The sequence below is a fragment of the Anaerotignum neopropionicum genome (assembly GCF_001571775.1).
GTDB classification, from domain to species: Bacteria; Bacillota; Clostridia; order Lachnospirales; family Anaerotignaceae; genus Chakrabartyella; species Chakrabartyella neopropionicum.
Genome location: NZ_LRVM01000001.1, coordinates 636328 through 661413 on the forward strand (window position 1 = coordinate 636328; position 25086 = coordinate 661413).

At 42.4% G+C, this 25086-nt stretch carries 23 protein-coding genes and 1 other annotated feature; all 23 genes read left to right on the forward strand.

Annotation, left to right across the window (positions count from 1 at the left end; all coding sequences use genetic code 11):
• Positions 1-103 precede the first annotated feature (103 nt).
• The 23 genes from CLNEO_RS03045 (at position 104) to fliJ (ending at position 24847) form a co-directional block, all read left to right on the forward strand.
• On the forward strand, positions 104-1105 hold the full coding sequence (locus CLNEO_RS03045) for an ABC transporter substrate-binding protein (RefSeq protein ID WP_066084146.1): 1002 nt from the start codon (positions 104-106) through the stop codon (positions 1103-1105).
• A 95-nt stretch (positions 1106-1200) separates the two neighbouring features.
• Positions 1201-2115 (forward strand): ABC transporter permease, encoded by a 915-nt coding sequence (locus CLNEO_RS03050; RefSeq protein ID WP_066084588.1) that lies wholly within the window; start codon positions 1201-1203, stop codon positions 2113-2115.
• Entirely contained in the window at positions 2103-2897 is a 795-nt protein-coding gene (locus CLNEO_RS03055) for an ABC transporter ATP-binding protein (protein WP_066084149.1), read from the forward strand. Before CLNEO_RS03050 ends, CLNEO_RS03055 begins: the two co-directional genes overlap by 13 nt.
• A 523-nt stretch (positions 2898-3420) precedes the next feature.
• Positions 3421-3684, forward strand: a complete 264-nt coding sequence (gene yqfC / locus CLNEO_RS03065) for a sporulation protein YqfC (RefSeq protein WP_066084155.1) — start codon at positions 3421-3423, stop codon at positions 3682-3684.
• Between the two features lie 13 nt (positions 3685-3697).
• On the forward strand, positions 3698-4936 hold the full coding sequence (gene yqfD, locus CLNEO_RS03070; RefSeq protein ID WP_066084160.1) for a sporulation protein YqfD: 1239 nt from the start codon (positions 3698-3700) through the stop codon (positions 4934-4936).
• Positions 4902-5903: a PhoH family protein gene (locus CLNEO_RS03075; protein ID WP_066084161.1), complete on the forward strand. Its 1002-nt coding sequence runs from the start codon at positions 4902-4904 to the stop codon at positions 5901-5903. Before yqfD ends, CLNEO_RS03075 begins: the two co-directional genes overlap by 35 nt.
• On the forward strand, positions 5872-7992 hold the full coding sequence (locus tag CLNEO_RS03080; protein ID WP_066084163.1) for an HD family phosphohydrolase: 2121 nt from the start codon (positions 5872-5874) through the stop codon (positions 7990-7992). The genes CLNEO_RS03075 and CLNEO_RS03080 overlap by 32 nt, the downstream gene beginning before the upstream one ends.
• A complete protein-coding gene (gene ybeY / locus CLNEO_RS03085) occupies positions 7976-8446 on the forward strand; it encodes an rRNA maturation RNase YbeY (protein WP_066084166.1) in 471 nt (156 codons plus the stop codon). Before CLNEO_RS03080 ends, ybeY begins: the two co-directional genes overlap by 17 nt.
• Positions 8447-8459: 13 nt before the next feature.
• Entirely contained in the window at positions 8460-8888 is a 429-nt protein-coding gene (gene cdd, locus CLNEO_RS03090) for a cytidine deaminase (RefSeq protein ID WP_066084170.1), read from the forward strand.
• Between the two features lie 143 nt (positions 8889-9031).
• A complete protein-coding gene (locus CLNEO_RS03095; RefSeq protein ID WP_066084173.1) occupies positions 9032-9598 on the forward strand; it encodes a uracil-DNA glycosylase in 567 nt (188 codons plus the stop codon).
• Between the two features lie 396 nt (positions 9599-9994).
• Positions 9995-10450, forward strand: coding sequence for a hypothetical protein (locus tag CLNEO_RS03100; RefSeq protein WP_066084175.1), 456 nt, complete (start codon positions 9995-9997; stop codon positions 10448-10450).
• Positions 10447-11349: a GTPase Era gene (gene era, locus CLNEO_RS03105; RefSeq protein ID WP_066084178.1), complete on the forward strand. Its 903-nt coding sequence runs from the start codon at positions 10447-10449 to the stop codon at positions 11347-11349. Before CLNEO_RS03100 ends, era begins: the two co-directional genes overlap by 4 nt.
• A 573-nt stretch (positions 11350-11922) precedes the next feature.
• Entirely contained in the window at positions 11923-12651 is a 729-nt protein-coding gene (gene recO / locus CLNEO_RS03110) for a DNA repair protein RecO (RefSeq protein ID WP_066084183.1), read from the forward strand.
• A gap of 59 nt (positions 12652-12710) precedes the next feature.
• Positions 12711-12891: a binding site (T-box leader), on the forward strand.
• 81 nt (positions 12892-12972) lie between these two features.
• Positions 12973-14361: a glycine--tRNA ligase gene (locus CLNEO_RS03120; protein ID WP_066084187.1), complete on the forward strand. Its 1389-nt coding sequence runs from the start codon at positions 12973-12975 to the stop codon at positions 14359-14361.
• Positions 14362-15246: 885 nt separating this feature from the next.
• Positions 15247-17892, forward strand: coding sequence for a pyruvate, phosphate dikinase (gene ppdK, locus CLNEO_RS03125; RefSeq protein ID WP_066084194.1), 2646 nt, complete (start codon positions 15247-15249; stop codon positions 17890-17892).
• 497 nt (positions 17893-18389) lie between these two features.
• The gene (gene flgB / locus CLNEO_RS03130; protein WP_242864142.1) at positions 18390-18758 is read left to right on the forward strand and encodes a flagellar basal body rod protein FlgB; all 369 of its coding nucleotides are present in this window, start codon (positions 18390-18392) and stop codon (positions 18756-18758) included.
• Positions 18759-18781: 23 nt separating this feature from the next.
• Positions 18782-19225, forward strand: a complete 444-nt coding sequence (gene flgC / locus CLNEO_RS03135) for a flagellar basal body rod protein FlgC (protein WP_066084197.1) — start codon at positions 18782-18784, stop codon at positions 19223-19225.
• A gap of 17 nt (positions 19226-19242) precedes the next feature.
• Positions 19243-19545 (forward strand): flagellar hook-basal body complex protein FliE, encoded by a 303-nt coding sequence (fliE, locus tag CLNEO_RS03140; RefSeq protein WP_066084200.1) that lies wholly within the window; start codon positions 19243-19245, stop codon positions 19543-19545.
• Between the two features lie 66 nt (positions 19546-19611).
• The gene (gene fliF, locus CLNEO_RS03145; RefSeq protein ID WP_066084203.1) at positions 19612-21219 is read left to right on the forward strand and encodes a flagellar basal-body MS-ring/collar protein FliF; all 1608 of its coding nucleotides are present in this window, start codon (positions 19612-19614) and stop codon (positions 21217-21219) included.
• Positions 21220-21221: 2 nt separating this feature from the next.
• Positions 21222-22232: a flagellar motor switch protein FliG gene (fliG, locus tag CLNEO_RS03150; RefSeq protein ID WP_066084206.1), complete on the forward strand. Its 1011-nt coding sequence runs from the start codon at positions 21222-21224 to the stop codon at positions 22230-22232.
• Positions 22216-23094, forward strand: coding sequence for a FliH/SctL family protein (locus CLNEO_RS03155; protein ID WP_066084209.1), 879 nt, complete (start codon positions 22216-22218; stop codon positions 23092-23094). Before fliG ends, CLNEO_RS03155 begins: the two co-directional genes overlap by 17 nt.
• Complete coding sequence (gene fliI / locus CLNEO_RS03160; RefSeq protein WP_201032849.1) at positions 23081-24388, forward strand: flagellar protein export ATPase FliI; 1308 nt, start codon at positions 23081-23083, stop codon at positions 24386-24388. Before CLNEO_RS03155 ends, fliI begins: the two co-directional genes overlap by 14 nt.
• 27 nt (positions 24389-24415) lie before the next feature.
• Positions 24416-24847 (forward strand): flagellar export protein FliJ, encoded by a 432-nt coding sequence (gene fliJ / locus CLNEO_RS03165; protein WP_066084214.1) that lies wholly within the window; start codon positions 24416-24418, stop codon positions 24845-24847.
• Positions 24848-25086: the final 239 nt, after the last annotated feature.

Consider the following 25086-nt stretch of genomic DNA (forward strand, 5'->3'; position numbering starts at 1 on the left):
TGACTTTGGTGGGAAGCATGTTATAATTACTTTAATTGTTTAAAGCATAACCGCATATATGCATTAAAGTATGTGGTTTATTTTTTTGAGGGAGTGGTATGATATGAAAAAGAATAAAATACGTTTGGTTGCTGCAACGGCTATGGCGGCAATGGTAATTTCCATGACTGGCTGTGGCGGTAATCAAGCAGCGGCACCTGCACCTGCGGAGGGGGAGAATGCTGATGCGAAAGCCTATACTGTAGGAATTTTGCAGTTGGTTGAGCACCCTGCTTTGGATGCAGCTACACAAGGCTTCCAGGATAAGCTGACAGAGCTTTTGGGTGATTCCGTAACCTTTGACTTGCAAAATGCCCAGGGGGAAAGCACAAACTGTACAACCATCGCAACAAAATTTGTTTCTGACGACGTTGATTTGATTATGGCAAATGCAACGCTTGCTCTTCAGGCTGCGGCTGCGGCTACAGGGGATATTCCTGTGATTGGTACTTCCATAACAGACTTTAAAACAGCTGGCGTTGTTGATTCCAATGAAGCGCCGGGAAGAAACGTTACAGGTATATCTGACTTGGCACCCATTGATGAACAAATTAAATTATTGCAGCAGGTTTGCCCAGATGCAAAGAAGGTTGCCATTGTATATTGCAGTGCGGAACCAAACTCTATCTTCCAGGCTGAACAGGCAAAGCAATATTTGACAGAAGCTGGGATCGAAAGCAAAGAGTATACTGCAGCAGATTCCAATGAAATTCAGGCTGTCATTACAAGTGCAGTAGGAGATTGTGACACAGTATTTATCCCTACGGACAACACAATGGCAAGCAATATGGAAATCATTAAAAATGTAACAGTGCCTGCGGGTATTCCTGTTATTGCAGGGGAAGAAGGTATGTGTGCATCAGGCGGTTTGGCGACTCTGAGCATCAGTTTCTATGAGTTAGGGCTAAAAGCCGGTGAAATGGCTTATGAAATTTTGGTAAACGGTGCAGACCCTGCAACAACACCGATTGGCTTTGTTTCCGATAATATTGTTCCAAAATATAACGCTGAAATCGCAGAAGCTTTGGGCATGACATTGCCAGAAGGATTTGAAGCAATTCAGTAATTAAGCTTATAAAAAAATAAAAGGCAGAGCGGGGCAGTTTACTGACCGCTCCCTTTTTTCTACAAAAGAGATGCGAAAGAATGGGGGAGAATGGCATGAATGTCATAGCATTAATGAAGGCGTTACCCGGTTCTGTGGCGCAGGGCCTCATTTGGGGTCTTTTGGCCATGGGGGTTTATATTACATATAAAGTGTTGGATTATGCGGATTTGACCGTAGACGGAAGCTTATGTACAGGCGGTGCCGTAGCGGTTATGATGATGCTTGCAGGCTATCATCCCTTTCTTGCCTTGGTTGGCGCAACCATAGCAGGGATGCTGGCTGGCTTGGTAACTGGAGTGTTCCATGTAACCTTTGGTATTCCCGCAATTTTGTCGGGTATTTTGACACAGCTGGGTTTGTATTCCGTAAATATGCGCATTATGGGAAAGTCCAACCAGGCAATCAGCGTTGATAAATACAATTTGCTTTTAAGCTTGCGCAATATTCCAAAAGCAATTTTTGTTGCCTCAATTTCTTGCGTGATTGTAATCGTAATTTTATATTGGTTTTTTGGCACGGAGCTTGGACGCTCTATCCGTGCAACAGGCAACAACGAAAACATGTCCAGAGCTCAAGGGATTAATACTAAAACAATGAAAATTATTGGGTTAATGCTTTCCAACGGTTTGGTTGGCTTATCCGGTGCATTATATGCGCAATATCAAGGCAATGCAGACGTAAACATGGGGCGTGGCGCCATTGTTATCGGCTTGGCGGCGGTAATTATCGGCGGTGTTTTATTTGGCAAGCTGTTCCATAACTTTGCGTTCCGTTTGGTTGGTGTTGTTTTTGGAGCGATTTTGTACTTTGTTGTTATTACCATTGTATTGCAGTTAGGCTTGGAAACGACAGACTTAAAGTTGGTTAGTGCGTTGATTGTAGCTGTTTTCCTGGCGGTGCCGTATTTAAGAGGGCAGTATTATACGAAGCACGGAAAAAAAAGGAGGGAAGGCAAATGCTTGAATTAAAAGAGATTTATAAAACCTTCAATCCCAATTCACCTAACGAAAAAAGGGCGCTAAATGGCGTAAACCTTACCCTGGAGGCAGGAGATTTTGTAACAATTATCGGCGGAAATGGAGCAGGAAAATCAACGATGCTCAACGCAGTTGCTGGTGTTTGGCCTGTGGACAGCGGGCAGGTTATGATTGATGGTGTTGATGTTACAAAATTGCCGGAGCATAAAAGAGCTATCTATTTAGGACGTGTGTTTCAGGACCCTATGAACGGAACGGCGACGGATATGGAAATTGAAGAAAACCTTGCCATTGCTTATCGCAGAGGACAATCCCGTGGGCTTCGCTGGGGGATTACTGCCAAGGAAAGAGAATGGTATAAGGAGCTTTTAAAGACCCTTGATTTAGGCTTGGAAACACGTCTTAGAGCCAAGGTTGGGTTGCTTTCCGGCGGGCAAAGACAGGCGCTCACCTTACTTATGGCGACATTGAAAAAACCCAAGCTTCTTTTGCTGGATGAGCATACGGCGGCTTTGGACCCCAAAACAGCGGCAAAGGTTTTGGAGCTGTCCGATCGAATGATTGAGGAAAATGGCTTAACGGCTTTGATGGTTACCCATAATATGAAGGACGCCATTGCCCATGGAAATCGTTTGATTATGATGAGCAACGGACGAATCATCTTGGATATTAAAGGGGAAGAAAAACAGAAGCTCACCGTAGAGGATTTGCTGCAAAAATTCTCGGTGGCAAGTGGAAGTGAGTTTGTAAATGACAGAGCCCTTTTGGGGTAACAGAAGAGCCATGAAAGACCTTGGGCGTTGCCCTCTCACTGCCCAAGATAGGGCAGACGGCGAAGCTGGCTTTTACGGAGCAAAAGTGATGAAAACCTACTTGCTTTTTGAAAAAAGCAAGACCAAAAACTTTTAATTTGCAACCGCATATTCATGCGGTTGCAAAAGGGTCAAGGTGCAATGGCAAAGAAGTGCCATTTGTCCGAAGGACAGCTTTGCGTAGCAAAGTGCTGACCACTCACTGCCCAAGAAAGGGCAGACAGCGAAGCTGGCTTTTGCGTAGCAAAAGTGATGACCTGAAACCCTTGTGGAAGCTTGAGGGCAAAGCCCTCAAGGTCTTGACCTTATCTTTTAACATTAACAGCCCTTCAGTACGATTTCTTATGATAAGAGGTCGTACTTTTTTTGTTTTGATAGAAGGCTTATTCTTATGGCAGGAAGCATTGAACATTGGCAGACAAGGTATTTCTTCACGTTTTTTCGCATAATGTAAACAAACGGTTTTGCGGATGGTGATGAAAAAATGGATTTACGCAGGGACGTGTCGGAGGCTTTGGACCTGCCAAAGGAGATTACGCTGGATTTGCCATTGATTTCTTTAACGGGGCGGGAGGAAATTACCGTTGAAAATCATAAAGGAATATTAACCTACGGCGAGGAAAGCATTCGCATTGGAACAAAGGCGGGAACGCTGTGTATCCGTGGGCAGGGCTTGGGGCTAAAGCAGCTTACCGGCGAAATGCTGGTGATACGGGGAAGGCTGATTGCCCTGGAATTTTTAACCTGATGAGGTGAGGATTTTGTTTCTTGCATTATGGTATTATTTTCGTGGATATGTTATGATAAAAGTGAACGGTTTTGCTGCAGAACGCTTTATGAATATGCTTTCCTACCGGGGCGTATATTTATGGGACGTGGGAACTGATGGTGCCGGAGTGAAAATAAAAGTGCCATTGGGAAGTATGGATATAGTTTCCATGTGTGCGGAGAAAACCGGGTGCAGGCTTGAGATACGGGGCTATGGCGGCTTACCGGGAAAGCTGCGGCGCTTTCAAGGGCGTCAGGTTTTGACTGCGGGGATTTTGCTTTTTGCAATCGGCCTATATTTCCTCTCCTCCTTTATTTGGGTGATTCGTGTGGAAGGAAATGAACGGGTAGCGGCCACGGATATCCTAAGCTATTGCCAGGAATTGGGGCTAAAGCCTGCGGTTTGGAAAAGAGGAGTTAACCCTGAGGAGATTACAAAAGAAATATTGATTCAATTTCCGGATATTTCTTGGGTAAGTGTAGGAATAAAGGGAACCGATGTAACCATAAAGATAGCGGAAACCATTGAAAAAACTGAAGTGGTTGATAAGGAAACGCCTTGCGATGTGGTTGCTGCCATGGATGGTGTTATTTTAAAAATAACGGCGGAAAGGGGCACGCCTCAGGTGAAAGCAGGGGACGTTGTAAAAAAAGGGGATGTACTGATTTCCTCTCAGGTTTTAATTGGACTGGAGGGGGAGGAGCAGCATACGGAGTATGTGGCGGCAGAGGGCACGGTTACGGCCAAGGTTTGGCAGAGGTTAAGTGGGGAGTTGCCCCTTACATACGATGAAAAGGTTTATACCGGCGAAACAAAGGCGAATCAAATTTTAAGCTTTTGGGGCAAAGATGCGGACTTTATTCGGCCATCCTTGGAAGATAAGGATGCGGATGTAGAAATTATTTTTCAAAAAGATTTGGCCTTGGGCGATTATAAGGTGCCTATTTCTTTAAAAAAAGAGCAATATAATATATATACCCTAGAGAAAAAAAGCCGCACAGTGGAAGAAGCAAAGGCTGAGCTGGCGGAAACCTTAAGAGAAAAGACAAAACAAAGCTTAAGTCAATATGGTACAATTGAAAAAATTGATGTGCATTACGAGGAGTATACCGATTGTGTACTTGCGAAAGGGCAGGCAGAATTGATAGAGCGAATTGAGGAAAAACAAAAAGCTGAGAAAGGGCGGGATGCCATAGATGGCACAGATGGAGAAAACGATACAAATGGATAACAGGGTGATGCTGCCTGTTTTTGGGCAGTTCGATGTAAATATAAAGAAACTTGAAAAAGAGTGCAAGGTGAAGATTGTAAACCGTGGGGATGACGTGAAAATCAGCGGTGAGGAGAGCAATGTGCATAAGGCTTGGAGTGTGATGAACTCCATGGTGGCTTTGGTGAAAAAAGGCGAGGAAATTACGGATCAAAATTTGAATTATTTTATTTCTGCCGCCGAGGAGAAAAACTTGGAGGAAGTGGAAAAGGTTTATAACGATTTGATCTGCATTACTGCAAATGGCAGACCTTTGAAGCCGAAAACCCTAGGGCAGAAAAAATATGTTGATTTGATTAAAAATAATACCTTGGTGTTTGGCGTTGGGCCTGCGGGAACGGGGAAAACCTATCTAGCAATGGCAATGGCAATTACCGCGTTTAAAAATAATGAGGTTGGGCGAATTATTTTGACACGCCCTGCCATTGAAGCAGGGGAAAAGCTGGGTTTTTTGCCCGGGGATTTGCAGCAAAAAGTAGATCCCTATCTACGACCCCTTTATGACGCTCTTTATGAAATTATGGGTGCGGAGAATTTTTTGAAAAACATGGAGCGGGGCTTAATTGAAGTTGCCCCCTTGGCATATATGCGTGGGCGTACCCTGGATAATGCTTTTATTGTTTTGGACGAGGCGCAAAATACAACACCGGAACAGATGAAAATGTTCTTAACTCGCATTGGCTATGGCTCCAAAGCCGTGATTACCGGCGACTTGACACAGATCGATCTAATGGAGGGGAAGCGCTCAGGCTTGATGGAAGCAACCAGAATTTTATCGGGCATTGAAGGAATCGGTATGATTACGCTAACCAATAAAGACGTTGTGCGTCATCCGTTGGTACAAAAAATCATTCTGGCGTATGAAAAATTTGAAACCAAGAAGCGGAGTGATCAGGATGGCAAAAAAGACAAAAGAGGCAGGTATTAGAGGCTATTTTCAATGGGTTTTATTGGCCATTGCTTTGATTGTAACCGTACTTTCCATTGGAATTGGGCCTTATGGAAGAAATGAGGATATTGTCCAGGTGGGAGATGTGGCTGCAAAACGATATGTCGCCCTCAGCGATACGGTGGATGAGGTTACTACGGAAAAGCTGAAAACAGCGGCAGCAAACAGTGTTGGGCCAATTTACAAGAGCGATATTACCGTAGAGGCAAACAGCACGAAGCAGGTAAACGATGTATTTCAGGAGCTGAACGATCTGATTTTGAAGCTGGAGAATGGGGATGATTTTTATCAAATGGTGCAAGAAGCATCCTTGAAGCTCCCTGTGGTGCTGAGCAATCGTCAGCTGACGGCTTATCAGGTCATGTCCCTGGCAAACCGTATTTTGTTTGCCGAGGATTGCGTTGGGGTATTGAACCAAATTTATAGCGAAGGCATTTCCGCAGATGAGCTGGAGCAGGGCAAAACTCAGGTGAAGGAAGGGCTTGACGCCACACCTTGGAGCTCTGATTTAAAGGATATGGCCTACACCATTGTTGCGGCGGCGCTGGATCCCAACCTTGTGCTGGATGATGCCGCCATGGAAGCAGCTAGGGAGGAAAAACGAAGTGAAGTCAGTAGTGTGTTGATTCGCAAGAACCAAAAAATTGTGGATGAGGGGGAAATCATTACCCAAGATATTTACGACAGACTGGTTTCCTTAAACCTTGTTGGAGATGCTGAAAAACACGGAAATTTATTTCACTTTTTAGGAAGTACTGTAATTGTTCTTTTGATTTTTGGTGCTGTTGGGTTGTTTTTCTTTTGGAAAAAAGGCGGAACGGTGTTAAAAAAGAATGAAATCCGCATGATGTTTACGATATACACAATTATGATTCTTTTATGCAAAGCAATGGCGCTATTGCCTTACTATACCTTGATTCCGTTATGCTTGTTTTCTATGATGATCAGTCTTTTAGTTGGGCGGCGGATGGCACTTCTAATGAATTGCTTTTTTAGCATCATAGCCTGTATGATTTTTAGCGGTGATGTGGAATTTCTAACCTATGCCCTCATCAGCGGTTCCTTTGGGGCTTTGTTGATTCAAAAAACTGTAAAACGTTCTCATATGGTTCCTGTTGCGGCGGGAATGGCAGTGGTAAATTTTATCACTATGTTTGCGGGGGGGCTTTTTTTCAGAGATGGATATACTACCCAGCTGCTCATTTCATCGGGCGTGGGTGCGGTAATGGGATTGATTGCCGTAGTGATTGCCGTTGGCAGCCTGCCTTTTTGGGAAGGTGTATTTGAGGCAAATACGCCTTTGCGCCTTTTGGAATTGACCAATCCTAACAATGAGCTTTTACGCAGACTGATGATTGAAGCACCCGGTACATATCACCATAGCCTGATTGTGGCAAACTTGGCAGAAACCGCAGTTTATGAAATTGGCGGAAACACCGCTTTGGCACGGGCGGGGGCCTATTATCATGATATTGGGAAGCTGAAATATCCCATGTTTTTTGCAGAAAATCAAACGGGGCATAACCCCCATGACGATATTGAGCCGAAATCCAGTGCCCGTATCATTACCCAGCACACAAAAGCGGGGGCGGAGCTGGGATTGGAATTTGGTTTACCAAAGGCAATTATAAACATTATGAAGGAACACCATGGTACGTCTCTGGTTAAATTTTTTTATTTTAAAGCATTAAAAAACTATGGTGCGGAGAATGTGAATGAAGGGGATTATCGCTATGACGGGCCCATCCCTACGGGCAGAGAATCAGCAGTGGTGATGCTTGCGGATACGGTGGAGGCGGCTGTTCGTTCCATGCTGGGCAGTGGAAAGACGCTGGAGGAGGTAGAGGGTGCCATTCAGGGTTTGATTAAGGACAAGCTGGATGATGGACAGCTAAACCATAGCGGCTTAGGGATTCATGAATTGGAAATGATACGAAATGCATTTATAGAGGTTTTCCATGGTATGTATCACGAAAGAGTCAGCTACCCCAAAAACGAGGAAATTGAGGCGGCATCCCGCAAGGCAGAGAGCGGAAAAGAGGAGATAAACAGTGACAATACTCATTGACAATCGAACGGAGGAAGCGCTTTCTTTGGAGCATTCCCAAGTGATTGAAAAAATAATCGATGATTCCTTGGCTTATGAAAACTTTACAAAGCCCTGTGAGGTCAGCATTTCTATTGTGGATAATGAAGAAATTCGCCAAATCAATAAGCAGTACCGTGGGATTGATGGAGCAACAGATGTTTTAAGCTTTCCCTTATTGACCTTTGAAGAAGGCGAACGGCCGGATTTCAATGAAAAAAATGAGGTGCTTTTGGGGGACATTATTATATCCTTGGAGCGCGCCAAGGAGCAGGCGGAGGAATATGGACACTCCGTAAAACGAGAGCTTGCTTTTTTGACCGCCCACAGTATGCTCCATCTTTTGGGCTATGACCATATGGAGGAAGAAGAAGAAAAGGAAATGTTTCAAAAACAACGGGAAATACTAAATAAAGCCGGAATCCCCCGAGAATAAAGGAGATGTTTGTATGGAAAATCAAGAATTGGTTGTTTTGGCAAAAGAAGCGATGAAAAAAGCCTATGCGCCTTACTCGAAATTCAAGGTTGGTGCGGCTTTATTGGCAAAGGATGGAACGGTTTTTCTGGGGTGTAATGTGGAAAATGCCTCCTTTGGGGCTACCATTTGCGCAGAGAGAACGGCAGTAACAAAGGCGATTTCGCAAGGCGTGCGAGAGTTTGAAAAAATTGCCATAGTTGCCAGCTCAGAGGAATATGCAGCGCCCTGCGGTATTTGCAGACAGGTGATGTATGAATTTATGCCCGAGGGCGAAGTGATTTTGGATAGCCAAGCAGAGGGCATAAAGGTGATGAAGCTGAAGGAATTATTGCCCATGGGCTTTCGTGGAGAGGATATTAAGGAACCGCTGATTCATACGATGCGCACATCTGATCGGTAAATTTTTCCCTTGGCAGCGTCAAAAAGCCTCGCAATAGTTCTTCACTATTGCTACGTTTTTTTTCTTGCCAATGGAAAGATTTCCGCGACCATCTGTACACTCTTAATGAAATCAGCACTTCCTTTAGTAAGCGGGGGAGGACTATGGCACAAAAAAGCTGGGAAGCGTTGGAAGAAACTTGTTACAGCTGCAAAAAATGTAGGCTTTGGGAGCTGCGTACCAATGTGGTCATCGGCAAGGGAAACCCGAAGGCGGACATTTTGTTTGTTGGAGAAGGCCCTGGTCAGCAGGAGGATTTGCAGGGGCAAGCTTTTGTTGGTGCGGCAGGAAAGCTTTTGGATAAAATGCTGGCAAGCGTAGGGCTTTCCTTGGAAACGGTGTATATAACCAATATTGTAAAATGCCGACCGCCAGGCAACAGAGATCCCCAGGAGGACGAAAAACAGGCTTGCTTAAACTATTTAAGATACCAGTTAAAATTAATTGAACCCAAAATCATTGTTTGCTTGGGAAGAGTGGCGGCGACTACGATCATTGACCCTGAATTTCGTATTACACGCCAAAGGGGAATTTGGTTTTCCAAAAAAGGCTATGATTTCATTGCCACCTATCACCCTTCGGCATTGTTGCGTGATGAGGAGAAAAAACGCCCTGCCTGGGAGGATATGAAAGCAATCCGCAAAAGATGGGACGAGCTGAAGGGGCAGTAGAAGGACAAACCTTGGTTCTGCGTAACCTTGGGCTTTGCTTAAACCCACTTGCTTTTTGAAAAAAGCAAGACCAAAAACTTTTATTAAACCGCATATTTATGCGGTTTTAAGGGGTAAAGGATGAAACTCTTGTGATTTTTGAGGGTTAAGCTCTCATGATTTTGTCTTTATGCTGAGCAAAAATGAATATTTTTGCGTGTAAAGTTTCGCTTAAGCCTTTACAAAGGCTTGCAGGGTTCGGGACAGGGTCCCGAGAACTTGTCTTTTAGGGTTCGGGACGGTGTCCCAAGAACTTGTCTTTTTAGGGTTCGGGACGGTGTCCCAAGAACTTGTCTTTTTAGGGTTCGGGACAGGGTCCCAAGAACTTGGTCAATAAAGAAATAGGAGGAATTTAAAATGAATGCTTTAAAAGAAAAATTTGCAAATATCGAAGTAAAACCCAACGCAAAAACCATGGAGGAAGTGGTGGCGTATATTGAGGAGCAATGGAAGGCACAGCGGGTAAAAATTAAGGAAAGTGAATATGTTGCGCATTATAAAAACGCAATGGAATTTATGCGCCAAATGGGCAAAAGCACCGAAGGCGTGCAGGAGGAGATCAGAAGGTATGCCCTGCCAAACAAGATATGTGTTGTGCTGGGTATGAAGTCGGAATATATGACGGCGGAAAATGGTATGAAATATTATCAGGCGTTAACCTTAATCAAGGGCTTAACCCAAGAGGATATTGATACCCAAAACGATCGTTGGCTGCAATATATGATTTTGTTGGACATGCAAAAGGATTGGGATGTAAAGGAAGCGGAATATAAGGCGTATATGGCGGCGGAAAAAGCGGAGGGACAAGCATGAAAAAATTCCATTCCGGCTTTGTTACCCTAATCGGCAGACCAAATGTGGGGAAATCTACGCTGATGAATTGTCTGATCGGTGAAAAAATTGCCATTACCTCCCATAAGCCCCAAACAACACGAAATAAAATCACCAGTATTTTGACAAAAGAGGACTTTCAATGCGTATTTTTGGATACACCGGGCATTCATAAGCCTAAGCATAAGCTGGGTGAATTTATGGTGCGTTCTGCGGAAAATACCTTTAATGAGGTGGACTTGGTTTTAATGCTCATTGAGCCTACGGAGAAGGTCATGGAGATGGATCAATACGTCATTGACCGTCTGGAAAATGTAAAAACACCAGTGGTTTTGGTGATTAATAAAATTGATACCATCGAACGGGAGAAGCTATTGCAGGTCATTGAGGCTTATCGGAAGCTGTATTCTTTTACAGAGGTTGTGCCTATTTCTGCCATGAAGGGTAGTAATACGGATGAGCTTATGCGAGTGATTAAGAAATATTTACCCGAAGGCCCTCAGTATTTTCCCGAGGATATGGTTACCGATCAGCCGGAGCGTCAAATTGCCTCTGAAATTATCCGTGAAAAGGCGTTGTATCTGCTTCAAGATGAAATCCCCCATGGTATTGCAGTGGAAATTATGTCCATGAAAAAGCGTCAAGATCAGAATATGGTGGACGTGGAAGCAATAATTTATTGCGAAAAGGATTCTCATAAGGGAATTATTATAGGCAAGCAGGGAGCTAAGTTGAAAAAAATTGGCTCTTTGGCAAGAAGAGATATGGAACGCTTGCTGGGCTCACCCATTTATTTGGAGCTTTGGGTGAAGGTAAAAAAGGACTGGCGGGATAGCGATTTTTTGTTGAAAAATTTTGGATACGATAAGCGAAATATCTGATAAAATCAGTGATTAACTCTTATTTTGGAACTGTTGGCATTAATTTACCAGTATGGTTTTTATTTTGCTCCATAACATAACCACAGAAAGGGGACGGTTTTATGGACGAACGGAATAAAAAGGCATACTGGCAAAAGTTTGTACAAACGGGTCAGATCGAAGATTATTTGCGTTACAAATCCAATTTGGGAGATAAACCAAATCCCCGACGGAGGATGATAGATAGTTCAAAAAATAAGAATTTTTATTAAAATTTATTAAAATAGGAAGACCTTGGGGCGTTGCCCTCTCACTGCCCAAGACAGGACTAACAGCGAAGCTGGCTTTTGCGAAGCAAAAGTGATGACAAACCTCACTTGCTTTTTGTAAATGCAAGACCAAAAATTTTTATAGAACTCGCATTCTATGCGGGTTCAGGTGGGTCAAGGGGGCAACCCTTGTGGGTGTTTGAGGGCAAAGCCTTCAAGGTTTTGATTTTGTCTTCAATCTGAAGCAAAAGTGCTTGACCAGCTTGTATGGTTCGGGACAGAGTCCCGAGAACTGAATCTTTTATATGGAAAACGAGGGGGAAAAGTGAGCGTAGTTAAGTTAAGGGGCATTGTGATTGGGGAAAGCCAAAACGGCGAGAGCAGTAAACGCATTTTGGTTCTGGCAAAGGACGTTGGACGGGTTATGCTGAACGCCCGCGGTGCGAAAAACACTAAAAGCAAGCTGCTTTCAGGTACGCAGCTTTTTTCTTATTGTGATTTTATGGCTTATACGGGCAAGGGTTTTTATTCCTTGACCCAGGCGGATCTAATTGAAAGCTTTTATGATATTCGAATGGATATGGATAAGCTGGCGGAAGCTGTTTATTTGGCGGAGCTGGTGGAGAAAACCTGCCCCGCAGGAATGGAACAGGATGAAACCTTAAGGCTTCTGTTGTATACCTTGACGGCATTGGAAAAAACACAGGTGCCGCCAAGGCTGATCTCTCGTATTTTTGAGGTGAAATATCTGCAGCTTTCCGGCTTGTTATCCGATGAGGGCTGTATGGTTTGCGGTAAAGCCGAAGAACCCTTGTTTTTCAATGAAGCTGATGGTGAGTTTCTTTGCCGCAAGCATTGCCGTGGCGGAGAAGTCCCAATGCTTGGGGCTGTGCAAAAGGCAATTTCCTTTGTTACCCAAAGAGGGGAAAAGCAAATTTTTGCCTTTGTACTTTCCCAGGAAGCAATGGTGCAAATGGACGAAATTTTGCGGCGGTATTTGGAGGTACATATGGGCGTGCGTCTAAAAAGCCGTGAATTCAGCAAAGAACTATAGCTTGTGAAAATAGGTATTGACAGAAAACGGGGAAAGTGTTAGCATAAAGGCTAAATTGAATAACTGCGTTGAAAAAGAGGAGTATCCGTAGTATGTTTTCAGAGAGTCGTCGGTGGGTGAAAAGACGACAGCAGAGTACGGGGAAGGGCACTTTAGAGCAGGACTTCACAAGAGTGGATTTATGCAGCCTGCATAGATCAATAAGGGTGGAACCGCGGAAGACAGACTTTCGTCCCTTGCTTTTACAGCGAGGGAGGGAAGTTTTTTTATTGCCTTTCCTCGGTAAAAAACTTATCGTACTTTTTTGAAGGAGGAATTATTATGACAGAAAAAACAATGGAAAAAGTAGTTGCGTTGGCCAAAAACAGAGGCTTTGTTTACCCCGGCTCGGAAATTTACGGCGGCTTGGCAAATACTTGGGATTACGGCCCCATCGGTGTGGAGCTGAAAAACAACGTAAAAAAAGCATGGTGGAAGAAATTCATTCAGGAAAGCGCTTATAATGTTGGCGTGGATTGTGCCATTTTGATGAACCCCCAAACTTGGGTGGCTTCCGGCCACGTTGGCGGCTTCAGCGATCCTTTGATGGATTGTAAGGAATGTAAGGAGCGTTTCCGTGCGGATAAATTAATTGAGGATTATATTGCACAGCACGATATGCCCGAAGCGGCTGTTGATGGTTGGAGTAATGAGGAAATGAAAAATTTTATTGACGAGCATCAGGTTGCCTGCCCTTCTTGCGGCGCCCATAATTTTACGGATATTCGTCAGTTTAACTTGATGTTTAAAACCTTTCAAGGCGTTACGGAGGATGCGAAAAACGTGGTTTATCTTCGTCCCGAAACAGCCCAAGGTATTTTCGTAAACTTTAAAAACGTACAGCGTACCAGCAGAAAGAAGCTGCCCTTTGGTATTGGACAGATTGGCAAATCTTTCCGTAACGAAATTACACCCGGTAATTTCACCTTCCGTACCAGAGAGTTTGAGCAGATGGAGCTTGAATTTTTCTGCGAGCCCGGTGCTGATTTACAGTGGTTTGAGTATTGGAGAAGTTTCTGCAAGGATTGGCTGTTAAAGCTGAATATGAATGAGGACAGCATCCGTCTGCGTGATCATGAGCAGGAAGAGTTGAGCCATTACAGCAACGCCACCACAGACATTGAATTTAAATTCCCCTTTGGCTGGGGCGAGCTTTGGGGCATTGCGGACAGAACCAATTTCGATTTAAGATGCCATCAGGAAGTGAGTGGCCAGGATATGACCTATTACGATCAGGAAAAGAACGAGAAATATATTCCTTACTGCATTGAGCCTTCCTTGGGTGCTGACCGTGTGACTTTAGCATTTTTATGCGAGGCTTATGACGAGGAGGAGGTTAGCGAGGGGGATGTAAGAACGGTATTGCGTTTCCATCCTGCGCTTGCGCCGGTTAAGGCTGCGGTTTTCCCTCTTTCCAAGAAGCTGAGTGAAAAGGCAACAGAAGTGTACGCTATGCTTTCCAAGGAATTCAACTGCGAATTTGATGAATCAGGTTCCATCGGCAAGCGTTACCGCAGACAGGACGAAATCGGTACGCCTTTCTGTATCACCTATGATTTCGAATCTGAAGAGGATCAGAGCGTAACCGTGCGTGACAGAGATACCATGGAGCAGATCAGAATGCCTATTGATGAGTTAACTGCTTACTTGAAAGGGAAAATGGAGTTCTAATAATAAAAACCTTGGGCTTTGCCCTCTCACTGCCCAAGATAGGGCAGACAGCGAAGCTGGCTTTTGCGTAGCAAAAGTGATGACCAAACCCACTTGTTTTTTGAAAAAAGCAAGACCCCAAATTTTTATTTAAGGGGTGCCCCAAAATTCTTTTGGAGCACCCCTTTCGGGTCAAGGTGCAATGGAAAAGAAGTGCCATCTGTCCGAAGGACAGCTTTGCGTAGCAAAAGTGATGATCCGAAACCCTTTTGGGTGGTTGAGGGCAAAGGCCTCAAGGTCTTGACCTAATCCAAATGATTGCATTGTTTTCGGGTGCACCGAAAACAATGGCAGTGATGTTCGTGCCTGGCGCAGTTGACTAAGCGTATGGATAGCCTGTCTTTATTTTGCCCGGCAACTCGCAAAAATGTTGATTCTTCCATAATGAGTGATATCTTGCTTTTATTTTTGAAAAGCTTTTCATTCTAATATCTTAGAAAGAAGGAAAATATCACATAAAAATAAAAAAAATTTTTGCCTATTCGTTTAGTCTGCTGTATACTTACCACTTATAGATAAAACTGCAGCACGAAAGAGTGAAAAAGCAGAAATTTAAGTGGGACATTAAATGACCCATAATGCAAATTGCCGACCAACATGAATTGGAGGCGATTTTTTTTTGGCAACATGAATTAAAATAAAGAATAAAATTATAAAAATTATTGCACAATGACAACGAACTTGCTCATTACTAGAACAATACAGTAGAATACGCATTTTCTCGCAAGGAATAACATTGTGATTTTCTAGGGAAAATGCTATAATTTAGAAGGACTGGTTTTTCCAAAAATTCCAGAAATAAAATTCCAAGTCTGATATCCAGATGGAAAACAGGAGGTAATGTGTATGAGCAAGAAGTATGTTTACATGTTCAGCGAAGGCAATGCAGCCATGAAAAACCTTTTAGGCGGTAAGGGCGCGAACCTCGCGGAAATGACAAGGTTAGGTCTGCCTATTCCCCAAGGCTTTACCATTTCAACAGAAGCCTGCACAGATTATAACGAAGGCGGTAAAAAACTGACAGAAGAAATGATTGCACAGATTGAAGTGTCACTGAGTAACCTTGAAGAAATTGCCGGCAAAAAATTGGGAGATCCCGAGAACCCCCTTCTGGTTTCCGTTCGCTCCGGCGCTAGAGCGTCTATGCCTGGGATGATGGATACTGTTTTAAATCTTGGTTTGAATGATATTTCCGTTGAGGGTTTGGCTAAGAAAACGGGCAACCCCAGATTTGCTTATGATTCCTACAGAAGATTTATTATGATGTTTGCGGATGTTGTTATTGGTGTTTCCAAATCTAAATTCGAGAGAAAGTTTGATGAGTTTAAGGAAGAGGCTGGTGTGCGCTATGATACGGAATTAACAGCCGAAGATCTGAAAAAGGTTACAGCAATGTTTAAGCAGATTTATTTGGACGATCAGGGCAAGGAATTTCCTCAGAATCCTAAGGAGCAGCTTTTTGAAGCCGCAATGGCGGTATTCCGCAGCTGGGATAACCCTCGTGCCTTTGTATATAGAAGAATGAACGATATTCCTTATAGCTGGGGTACTGCGGTTAACGTGCAGATGATGGTATTTGGTAACATGGGGGATACCTCCGGTACGGGCGTTGCCTTTACAAGAAATGCAGCAACAGGCGAAAAAGCAATGCTGGGCGAATATTTAGTAAATGCTCAGGGCGAGGATGTTGTTGCTGGTGTTCGTACACCTAATCCCATTGCAAAGCTGGCAGATGATATGCCAGAGGTTTACAAAGAGTTTATGGAAATTGCAAATAAATTAGAAAATCACTATAAAGATATGCAGGATATGGAATTTACCGTAGAGGAAGGAAAACTGTTCTTCCTTCAGACAAGAAACGGCAAGAGAACTGCAAATGCAGCGTTGCGTATTGCCGTTGATTTGGTAGAGGAAGGCTTGATTACCAAGGAAGAAGCGTTGATGAAGGTTGATCCCAAGCAGCTGGATCAGATTTTGCACCCTGCTTTCGACCAGAAGGCATTAAAGGCAGCAAAGCCCCTTGGAAAAGGCTTGCCCGCATCTCCCGGCGCAGCTGCCGGTAAGGTTTGCTTTACCGCAGAGGATGCAAAGGCGCAGGCAGAAGGCGGCGACAGAGTCATCTTGGTTCGTCTGGAAACCTCTCCTGAGGATATTGAAGGTATGGCGGCCGCGCAAGGTATCTTGACGGTACGCGGCGGCATGACTTCTCACGCAGCGGTTGTTGCTCGTGGTATGGGTACTTGCTGTGTATCCGGCTGTGAAGAAATTAAAATGAATGAAGAAGCGAAAACCTTTACATTGGGCGGCAGAACCATTAAGGAAGGGGATTATATTTCCTTAGATGGTTCTACAGGGAATATTTACGGTGAGGATATTCCTACGGTTGACCCTGAAATTAGCGGAGATTTTGGGAAATTCATGGCTTGGGCGGATGAAAAAAGATCCCTTAAGGTTAGAACCAATGCCGATACACCCCATGATGCTCAGGCAGCCATTGATTTTGGCGCAGAAGGCATCGGCTTGACAAGAACGGAGCACATGTTCTTTGAAGGCGATAGAATCATGAAGTTCAGGAAAATGATTCTTTCAGAATCCGTTGAGGAAAGAGTGGCTGCTTTAAAAGGCATTGAGCCTTTCCAAAAGGAGGACTTTAAGGGGATTTATAAGGCAATGCAGGAAAGACCGGTAACCATCCGTTTGCTGGATCCTCCTCTTCATGAGTTCATGCCTAACACAGACGAGGAATTTGAAGTGTTGGCAAAGGAAACAGGTAAGTCTGTGGAAGAGCTTAAAGTGAAAGCAAAAGGTCTGCACGAATTGAACCCTATGATGGGTCATAGAGGCTGCCGTTTGGCAGTAAGCTACCCTGAAATTGCCGAAATGCAGACAAGAGCAATCATTGAAGCTGCAATTGAGGTTTCTATTGAATTGGGTATCAATATTAAGCCAGAAATTATGATTCCGTTGATTGGCGAAATTAAGGAATTGAAATTTGTGAAAACCATTGTGGTTGAAACAGCGAAAGCAGTTATGGCCGCAAAGGGTAAAGAGCTGGAATACCTTGTTGGTACCATGATTGAAATTCCAAGGGCTGCATTAACAGCCGATGAAATTGCAACGGAGGCTGAATTCTTCTCCTTTGGTACCAATGACTTGACGCAGATGACCTACGGCTTATCCCGTGATGATGCTGGGAAAATTTTGGCCGATTATATCGACAAAAATATTTACGAATGCGATCCTACTGCCAGATTGGATAGAAACGGCGTTGGTATGCTGATGAAAATGGCAGTTGAAAAGGCATTACCTGTTCGCCCTGACATTCACTTGGGTATCTGCGGTGAGCACGGCGGCGATCCTTCCTCCGTTGAATTCTGCCATTTGATTGGTTTGGACTATGTATCCTGCTCTCCTTTCCGTGTTCCAATTGCAAGGTTGGCAGCGGCACAGGCACAGATTAACTTCCCAAGGGAAACAAGAAAGCACGAATAAAGGATTGAAAAACATCGCCTGTTATAGTAAAATTATGAAATTTTATGCAAAAAGGTTGTGTTAATTTATAATAAAAAACCGAAGCGGAGAAATACTGCTTCGGTTTTTTGTTGTCCTATTTTTCCGTAAAAAAATATTTTTAGCCAGCAAGTTACACTTTTATAATTATTTAGTAATTGTATTTGATAAATAATGACAGTAATAATGGAAAATATACACTAAATATGTAATAAAGATTAAACTTTGTCGTATAAAATAAAAAATACAGGAATAATGTTGATTTTTAGTAAGGAATTCTCTATAATAATTATACATAGTAAAATTGAGTTGGTAGAATCTGAGTACGAATCAGAAACCGAAAGGCAGTTGCTGGAAACAAAGAAGGTTTTCATTGGTACTTTATGTTGTAATTAAAAGTAGCAGACTTAATAATGAAATAAGGGAAGTTGTAATTTTATAAGAATTTTATTATCAGGAAGTTAGAGAGGTGTGTAGCATTGTTTAATAATTCAATATTGGTTTCTCAAAGAATGGCTGATTATTTATGGGAAAAACAGCAGGTGACATTAAATAATATTGCCAATGTTTCCACTCCCGGCTATAAAGCGCAGTATGTTACGTTTCAGGATGAATTAAAGAACAAATTGGCTTCTTATAATCAAGAAAGCGCAAGTAAAATAAGGAATCAAATAGATCAAACATTCATAAAAGTGCATACTAAAGAGGATGAATCCAGCCGATTGGACGGCAATAACGTAAATATGGATGTGGAACAGGTAGAATTGGCCAGCTCCTATATCCAATATCAAATGACAATCAATAATATCAATAGCGAGTTTGACCGAATTCGGAGCGCATTGAAGTAAAGAAGTAAATAGGAGGGGTTTTGGTGGCTTTTTTAAATGCGATGAATATCAGTGCATCGGGCTTAACTGCACAAAGAGCAAGGCTGGATGTTATCTCGGAAAATATTTCTAATTCTAACATAACACGAACTGAGAGCGGAGATCCCTATAGAAGGCGTATGGTGGTTTTTGAACCCAGAACGCAGGGGAGCTTCCAAGAAATTTTTAATAAAACTGCATTTGGTGGAGCTTCTACGCAGCGTGGTGTTATCGTGAGTGAAATTGTGGAGGACGAAAGTCCTTTTAAGTCGGTATATGATCCGACCCATCCCGACGCTGATGAAGATGGGTATGTTATGATGCCCAATGTTGATCTTTTAAAGGAAACAATTGACAGTATGGAGGCATCAAGGGCGTATGATGCAAATGTTACAGCTTTTAATGCAATAAAAGCAATGGCAACGAAAGGGCTTGAGGTTGGTAGATAATAAACCGGAGGGAATTTATGTCAATAACACAAATAAACAAATTGCAGCCAATGCAATTATTAGAACACTTAAACACAAAAAATAGTGGGACGAGCAGTCAATACGATTTTAGAAATATTTTTTTGGAGGCTGCTTCCAATGTGGTGGAAACCCAAAATGATGTAGCAAAAGAACAGTATTTGTTTGCCACAGGACAGTCCGAAGACACCCATTCACTGGGAATTGCAGCCTCTAAGGCGCAGATTTCCGTGGATCTTTTGGTGAATTTAAGAAATAAAGCGCTAGATTCTTATAATGAATTAATGAAAATGAGTCTTTAATTTTTGGGATAAGTTTGATAATTCATTGAAATTAAAAAGAAAATTTAACGTAAGAGGGGTACCGGATTGAATGCAAAATTAAAGGAATTGCTTGAAAAGGGAAAAAATCAATTAAATAAAATAAACCCAAAGCTGAGAAAACCACTATTGCTTGGGGCTTGTCTGGTTATTATTTTTTCAGTGGGCACTGCTGTTTTTCTTAATTTTTCCAAGTCGTACGAAACACTTTTTAGCGGATTGAACCAAGAGGAAGCCACTGAAATTATGACCAAGCTGCAAGAGATGGGCGTTGAGTATAAATATGGTAAAGATGGTGTTATTTATGTTCCAAAAGAACAAGAGGAAAAACTAAAAGCCCAGCTTGTATATGAAGGTTATCCTAAGAGCGGTTTTACATATGATATTTTTAAGGATAACATAGGTTTAACGACGACGGATTTTGAAAAAAACAGCTATAAGCTGTTTGAGCTTCAAAACAGGATGGGCGCAACCATACGGCTTTTTCAAGGCGTAAAGGATGCAAAGGTTACCATAGCCTTGGCAGAAGAACAAAAATATGTTCTGAATGAAAGCAGTACGCAAAAAGCACAAGCTTCCGTTGTTGTTGTTATGACCAATGGTGGATCGCCTACGGCGGAGCAGGTGAAGGGTATTCAAAGGTTGGTTTCCAAAAGCATACCTTCCATGGAGATGGAGGATGTTGTGGTTTTGGACGGAAATGGGAATGATGTTTCCTCATCGGGGGATAGTATTTCCGAAGGGGCAAATAAGCTGAAGCTTGAGTTTGAAAAGCATATGGATGATTCTATTCGTGCTAAAATATTGGCTGTATTAAGTCCTATTTATGGTGCGGACAATGTTAAGGTTTCCGTAAGAACAACGGTTGATGTGGATAAAAAAATCCGTGAGATTATTAATTATAAAGCACCGGTAGAGGGTACGAACAAGGGGATTCCTAGAACAGAGACCAACGGCGTTGAAATGGTGAAGGATGGAACGGCCGCTGGCGGTGTTCCCGGGACAGAAACCAATGCTGAAGTGCCAACATATACTCAGGTTACCGCAGATGGCACGGAATCTTACTATAAACAACAAAGTACCATTGATTATTTAGTAAATCAGCTTACGGAGCAAGGACAAATCGACTCCGGCAGTATCCAGGATATTTCTGTTTCCGTTGCAGTTAACAGTGAAACACTAGGCAATATTTCTGAAAAGAATTTGAAGGGTTTAATTGCTAATGCAGCGGGGATTGACAAAGAAAATCAAGAGGATAAAATTGCCGTTGTTGCCGCGCCGTTCTTTGGAAGTGATGCAATACCAACGGATCTTGACAATATAGGAAGAAACAACTGGATTATTATAGGGTCAATTGCTTCGGGTGTATTTCTTATTCTTTTGTTGACGGTGATTCTTATCATTACCAAAAGAAGAAAGAAAAAGAAGCAGGCGCAGCTTAACGCTGCCTTTGATGGGGAAAGAACAGAACCTATTTCTCAGGAGGCATATTTACAACGGCTAAAGCAAAAGCAGCAGGATGATACTGAAAACCAAATTCTAAACCTGTCAAACGAGAGGGGCTTAGAATTGAAAAATAAGGTGCGCGACCTTGCAGGTGACAATCCTGAAATTTCAGCACAGCTGCTTAGGACTTGGCTAAGAGGGGGAGAATAAAAGTGGCAAAGGAAAATACAATAACACCGGAACAGAAGGCTGCTGCGGTCGTTATCTCCCTTGGGGCAGAAAAGGCCGCACAGGTTTATAAATATTTAACGGAAGACGAAATTCAAAGGATTACCATTGAAGTTGCAAAATTAGGATTTTTACCCTCAGAGGTAACCGAGTCAATCTTAGACGAGTTTTATAAAAACTGTATGCTTCATAAGGTTGTTACAGAAGGCGGCATGGAGTACGCCAGAAGTGTTTTGGAAAAGGCCTTTGGTGAAGAGGTGGCACACAATTTATTGGGCAAGGTTGAGAAAACCCTTAAGTCAAGAGTATTCTCTTTCTTAAGCAAGTATGATGATTTGTCTATTTTCTCCATATTGAGCAATGAGCGCCCCCAGACCATTGCGCTGGTGCTCTCCTATATGGATTCCGATCGGGCGGCAAGTATCATCTCTGGGCTTCCTGAGCAAAGAAAGATAAACGTAGTTGAGGCAATTGCAAGAATGGATAGTGCTGCACCTGAAGCTATGAAAATTGTGGAACAGGAAATAGAAAAGAAGCTTTCTTCTGTAATGACTACAGATTATACCAAAATTGGTGGTATTGATTATATTGCGGAGGTTATGAATTATGTTGACCGAGGCGATGAAAAATATATCTTTGATGAATTGAGCAAGAAGGATATTGAGCTTGTTGAAGAAATTCGCAAGAAAATGTTTGTATTTGAAGATATTGTTGGAATGGATAATCTCTCCATACAGAGAGTTATTCGAGAGGTTGACCAAAAAGATCTTGTATATGCGCTTAAGGGTGCCCAGGGTGAAGTGGCAAATGTTATCTTTGCAAATATGTCTGCTCGTATGACAGAAACAATTAAATCTGAGCTTGAGATTACAACCAACGTCCGCGTTCGCGATGTTGAGGATGCACAGCAAAGAGTTGTTGCTGCAATCAGAAAGCTTGAGGACGCAGGTCAGATTGTTGTTTCCAAGGGTGGAAAGGATGATATTATTGCATAATGGTGATTTTTCAGTAAATTCCTTTCTTTTTGATCAATTTGGTGATGATTCTAAGAAAAAGGATCATCTAAATGAAAACGGTAAAAAAATTGACTTTCCCTGCTTTGATAAGGACGAGCCGCAGGAGCCAGAGGAAACGGCGGGAGTTCAAGAAGTTGACGAGGAGAAGGAAGCCGCATCCATTGATAGCAGCTTGATGTTACGAGAGCTTGAAAAAAAAGAGGCACAGCTGAAGGAAAAAGAAAAAAAGGTGATTGCCGAGGCCCAAAAAAAGGCGGAGGAAATTATAAAACAAGCCCAAATGGATGGGGAAGAAATTAAGAAATGTGCTTTTGACCAAGCAATGGAGGACGGTTTTCAGGCCGGCTATCAAAAGGCTTATGATGAGCATAAAGCCGAAATGGATGAGGAAACTGCGGTCTTTCTCCTTCAAGTGCGAGATATGCTTCAGGCATATGAAGAAGAAAAACAATTGCTTATTTCACAAAACATAGACGAGCTTAAGGAAGTGGCAATTGCCATTGCGGAAAAGGTAATTCAGATTAGCTTGAAAACCAGTGGTGAAATCGTTAAAAAAATGATTATTACAGCCACAAATAAAATGAAATTGAAAGAATGGGCAAAGATTTATATCTCCAAACAAGATTCTGCTCTAGTTGTAGAGTCAAATGCAGAGTTGCTTGATGCACTTTCCCATTTATCCGAACATATTAAAATTATTGTAATGGAGGACTCGGCGCCGGGAACCTGTATTATTGAGTTGCCGGATCAAATTATTGATGCCAGTGCAAGCACCCAAATTGAAAACATTAGAGGGATCATAAAGAGTGCTGGCAAGCTGGGAGGGAATGATATTGTTTAACGAATTGGTGGATGTCATTAAACGGTCAAATACCATAAGCCATATCGGTAAGATTGAAAATATTGTTGGACTAGCAATTGAAGCCTCCGGCAGAAAAGCCAGTATCGGCGAAATTAGTATGATTTATAACGAAAATGAAAAAAAGCAAATTATGGCGGAAACCGTTGGTTTTCGAGATGACCGCATTTTGCTGATGCCCTATGAAAGTATGAAGGGGGTTTCAGCAGGGACTTTTGTGAAAAATACAAACGAATGCCTAAAAATACCCGTTGGAGATTTTTTGCAAGGCAGAATTATTGATGCATTGGGAAGACCTATGGATGGCTTGGGACCTCTTGACTATAACCAATTTTTTCCGGTGGACAGCGTTGCAACAAATCCACTGACCAGACCTCCCATTCAAGAAAGAATGGAGTTTGGCGTTAAAGCCATTGATGGCTTGCTTACCATTGGCAAGGGTCAAAGAATGGGGATTTTTGCGGGAAGCGGCGTAGGGAAAAGTACCCTTTTAGGGATGCTCGCAAGGAAAGTAAAAACGGATATTAACGTGATTGCGCTTGTGGGGGAAAGAGGGAGAGAGGTTCGAGAGTTTATTGAGAGGGATTTGGGGGAAGAGGGACTGAAACGTTCTGTTTTGGTTGTTGCCACCTCAGACCAATCTGCAATGCTGAGAATGAAGTGCCCTTTGGTTGCCACAGCCATTGCGGAATATTTTAAAAATCAGGGCAAGGATGTTTTGCTTATGATGGACTCTCTTACCAGATTTGCCATGGCGCAAAGAGAAATTGGACTAGCCATCGGGGAACCGCCAATTGCAAGAGGCTATACACCGTCAATCTATGCAGAAATGCCAAAGCTCCTTGAGCGAACGGGTAATTTTAAGGAAGGCTCTATCACAGGAATTTATACAGTGTTGGTTGAAGGGGATGATACCAATGATCCAATTGCGGATACAGTAAGAGGTATTATTGACGGACACATTGTATTGTCAAGGAAATTGGCAAATGGCAATCATTTTCCTGCAATTGACATTAATGCAAGTATCTCAAGATTAATGAATTCTATTTCTGATAAGAAGCACTTGGAGTTGGCCTCGAAATTGAGGGATATTTTAAGTATTTATGAGAAAAACAACGATTTGATTTCTATTGGTGCTTATAAGCAAGGGACAAACCATAAATTGGATTTTGCCATTTCCAAAATAGACAAGATTAATGCCTTTTTGAAGCAAGGCGTAGATGAAAATTTTTCTTTTGAGGAAACGCTAAAGCAGATGGAGGAAATCCTCAAGTAACAGTAGGCCTTTTATGTGGGGGATAAAATGAAAAAATTTACTTTTCAGCTTGAATCGGTTATGAATTTTAAAAATCAGCGTTTAGAGAGCAAAAAGGCTGAGCATGCCAAAGTAATTGCCTTGGTAAATGAGCAAATTGAAAAAATCGAGGCTCTTTTGGGAAAATTTAAAGGTATAAATGCAGAGTTTAACGGGAAGAAAATGATGGGACTTTCTATTAATGAAGCTATGGGGTATTCCGGCTTTCTTTATAAGCTGGAAGTGGAAATTCAGCAGGAAAAAAGGCAGCTTGAAAAGTTGAAAAAAGTGGAAGAAGAAAAAAGAGCCGAAGTGGTGGAAGTGAAAATTGAAACATCAACCTTGGAAAAGCTGAAAGAAAAGAAACTGGAAATCTATAATAAAGAAGTTCAAAAATGCGAGGAACTATACATAGAAGAGTTCGTATCCCGAAGTTTATAGAAAGTGAAGGCTGGATACATAAAAATACTAAGAAAAACCCTTTGAAATCATTGATATGAATATTCAGAGGGATTTTTTGTATTAAAGCTAAGCAGGATCTTAAAAATATTAGGGCAACTACCACAATTCCCAAACTGCGCAGGACAACGAAGGTTGATCGGGGAAACTGTAAATTTTGTACTGTTTGCTTCCGAAGTTTGCTAAACATTTCTGTTATAAGCAATAGTATTGCTTGAATT

Coding starts and splice junctions, on each gene's coding strand:
- CLNEO_RS03045 (WP_066084146.1), top strand. CDS start 104: ATGAAAAAGAATAAAATACGTTTGGTTGCTGCAACGGCTATGGCGGCA.
- CLNEO_RS03050 (WP_066084588.1), top strand. CDS start 1,201: ATGAATGTCATAGCATTAATGAAGGCGTTACCCGGTTCTGTGGCGCAG.
- CLNEO_RS03055 (WP_066084149.1), top strand. CDS start 2,103: ATGCTTGAATTAAAAGAGATTTATAAAACCTTCAATCCCAATTCACCT.
- yqfC (WP_066084155.1), top strand. CDS start 3,421: ATGGATTTACGCAGGGACGTGTCGGAGGCTTTGGACCTGCCAAAGGAG.
- CLNEO_RS03075 (WP_066084161.1), top strand. CDS start 4,902: ATGGCACAGATGGAGAAAACGATACAAATGGATAACAGGGTGATGCTG.
- CLNEO_RS03080 (WP_066084163.1), top strand. CDS start 5,872: ATGGCAAAAAAGACAAAAGAGGCAGGTATTAGAGGCTATTTTCAATGG.
- cdd (WP_066084170.1), top strand. CDS start 8,460: ATGGAAAATCAAGAATTGGTTGTTTTGGCAAAAGAAGCGATGAAAAAA.
- CLNEO_RS03095 (WP_066084173.1), top strand. CDS start 9,032: ATGGCACAAAAAAGCTGGGAAGCGTTGGAAGAAACTTGTTACAGCTGC.
- CLNEO_RS03100 (WP_066084175.1), top strand. CDS start 9,995: ATGAATGCTTTAAAAGAAAAATTTGCAAATATCGAAGTAAAACCCAAC.
- era (WP_066084178.1), top strand. CDS start 10,447: ATGAAAAAATTCCATTCCGGCTTTGTTACCCTAATCGGCAGACCAAAT.
- CLNEO_RS03120 (WP_066084187.1), top strand. CDS start 12,973: ATGACAGAAAAAACAATGGAAAAAGTAGTTGCGTTGGCCAAAAACAGA.
- ppdK (WP_066084194.1), top strand. CDS start 15,247: ATGAGCAAGAAGTATGTTTACATGTTCAGCGAAGGCAATGCAGCCATG.
- fliE (WP_066084200.1), top strand. CDS start 19,243: ATGTCAATAACACAAATAAACAAATTGCAGCCAATGCAATTATTAGAA.
- CLNEO_RS03155 (WP_066084209.1), top strand. CDS start 22,216: ATGATATTATTGCATAATGGTGATTTTTCAGTAAATTCCTTTCTTTTT.
- fliI (WP_201032849.1), top strand. CDS start 23,081: ATGATATTGTTTAACGAATTGGTGGATGTCATTAAACGGTCAAATACC.
- fliJ (WP_066084214.1), top strand. CDS start 24,416: ATGAAAAAATTTACTTTTCAGCTTGAATCGGTTATGAATTTTAAAAAT.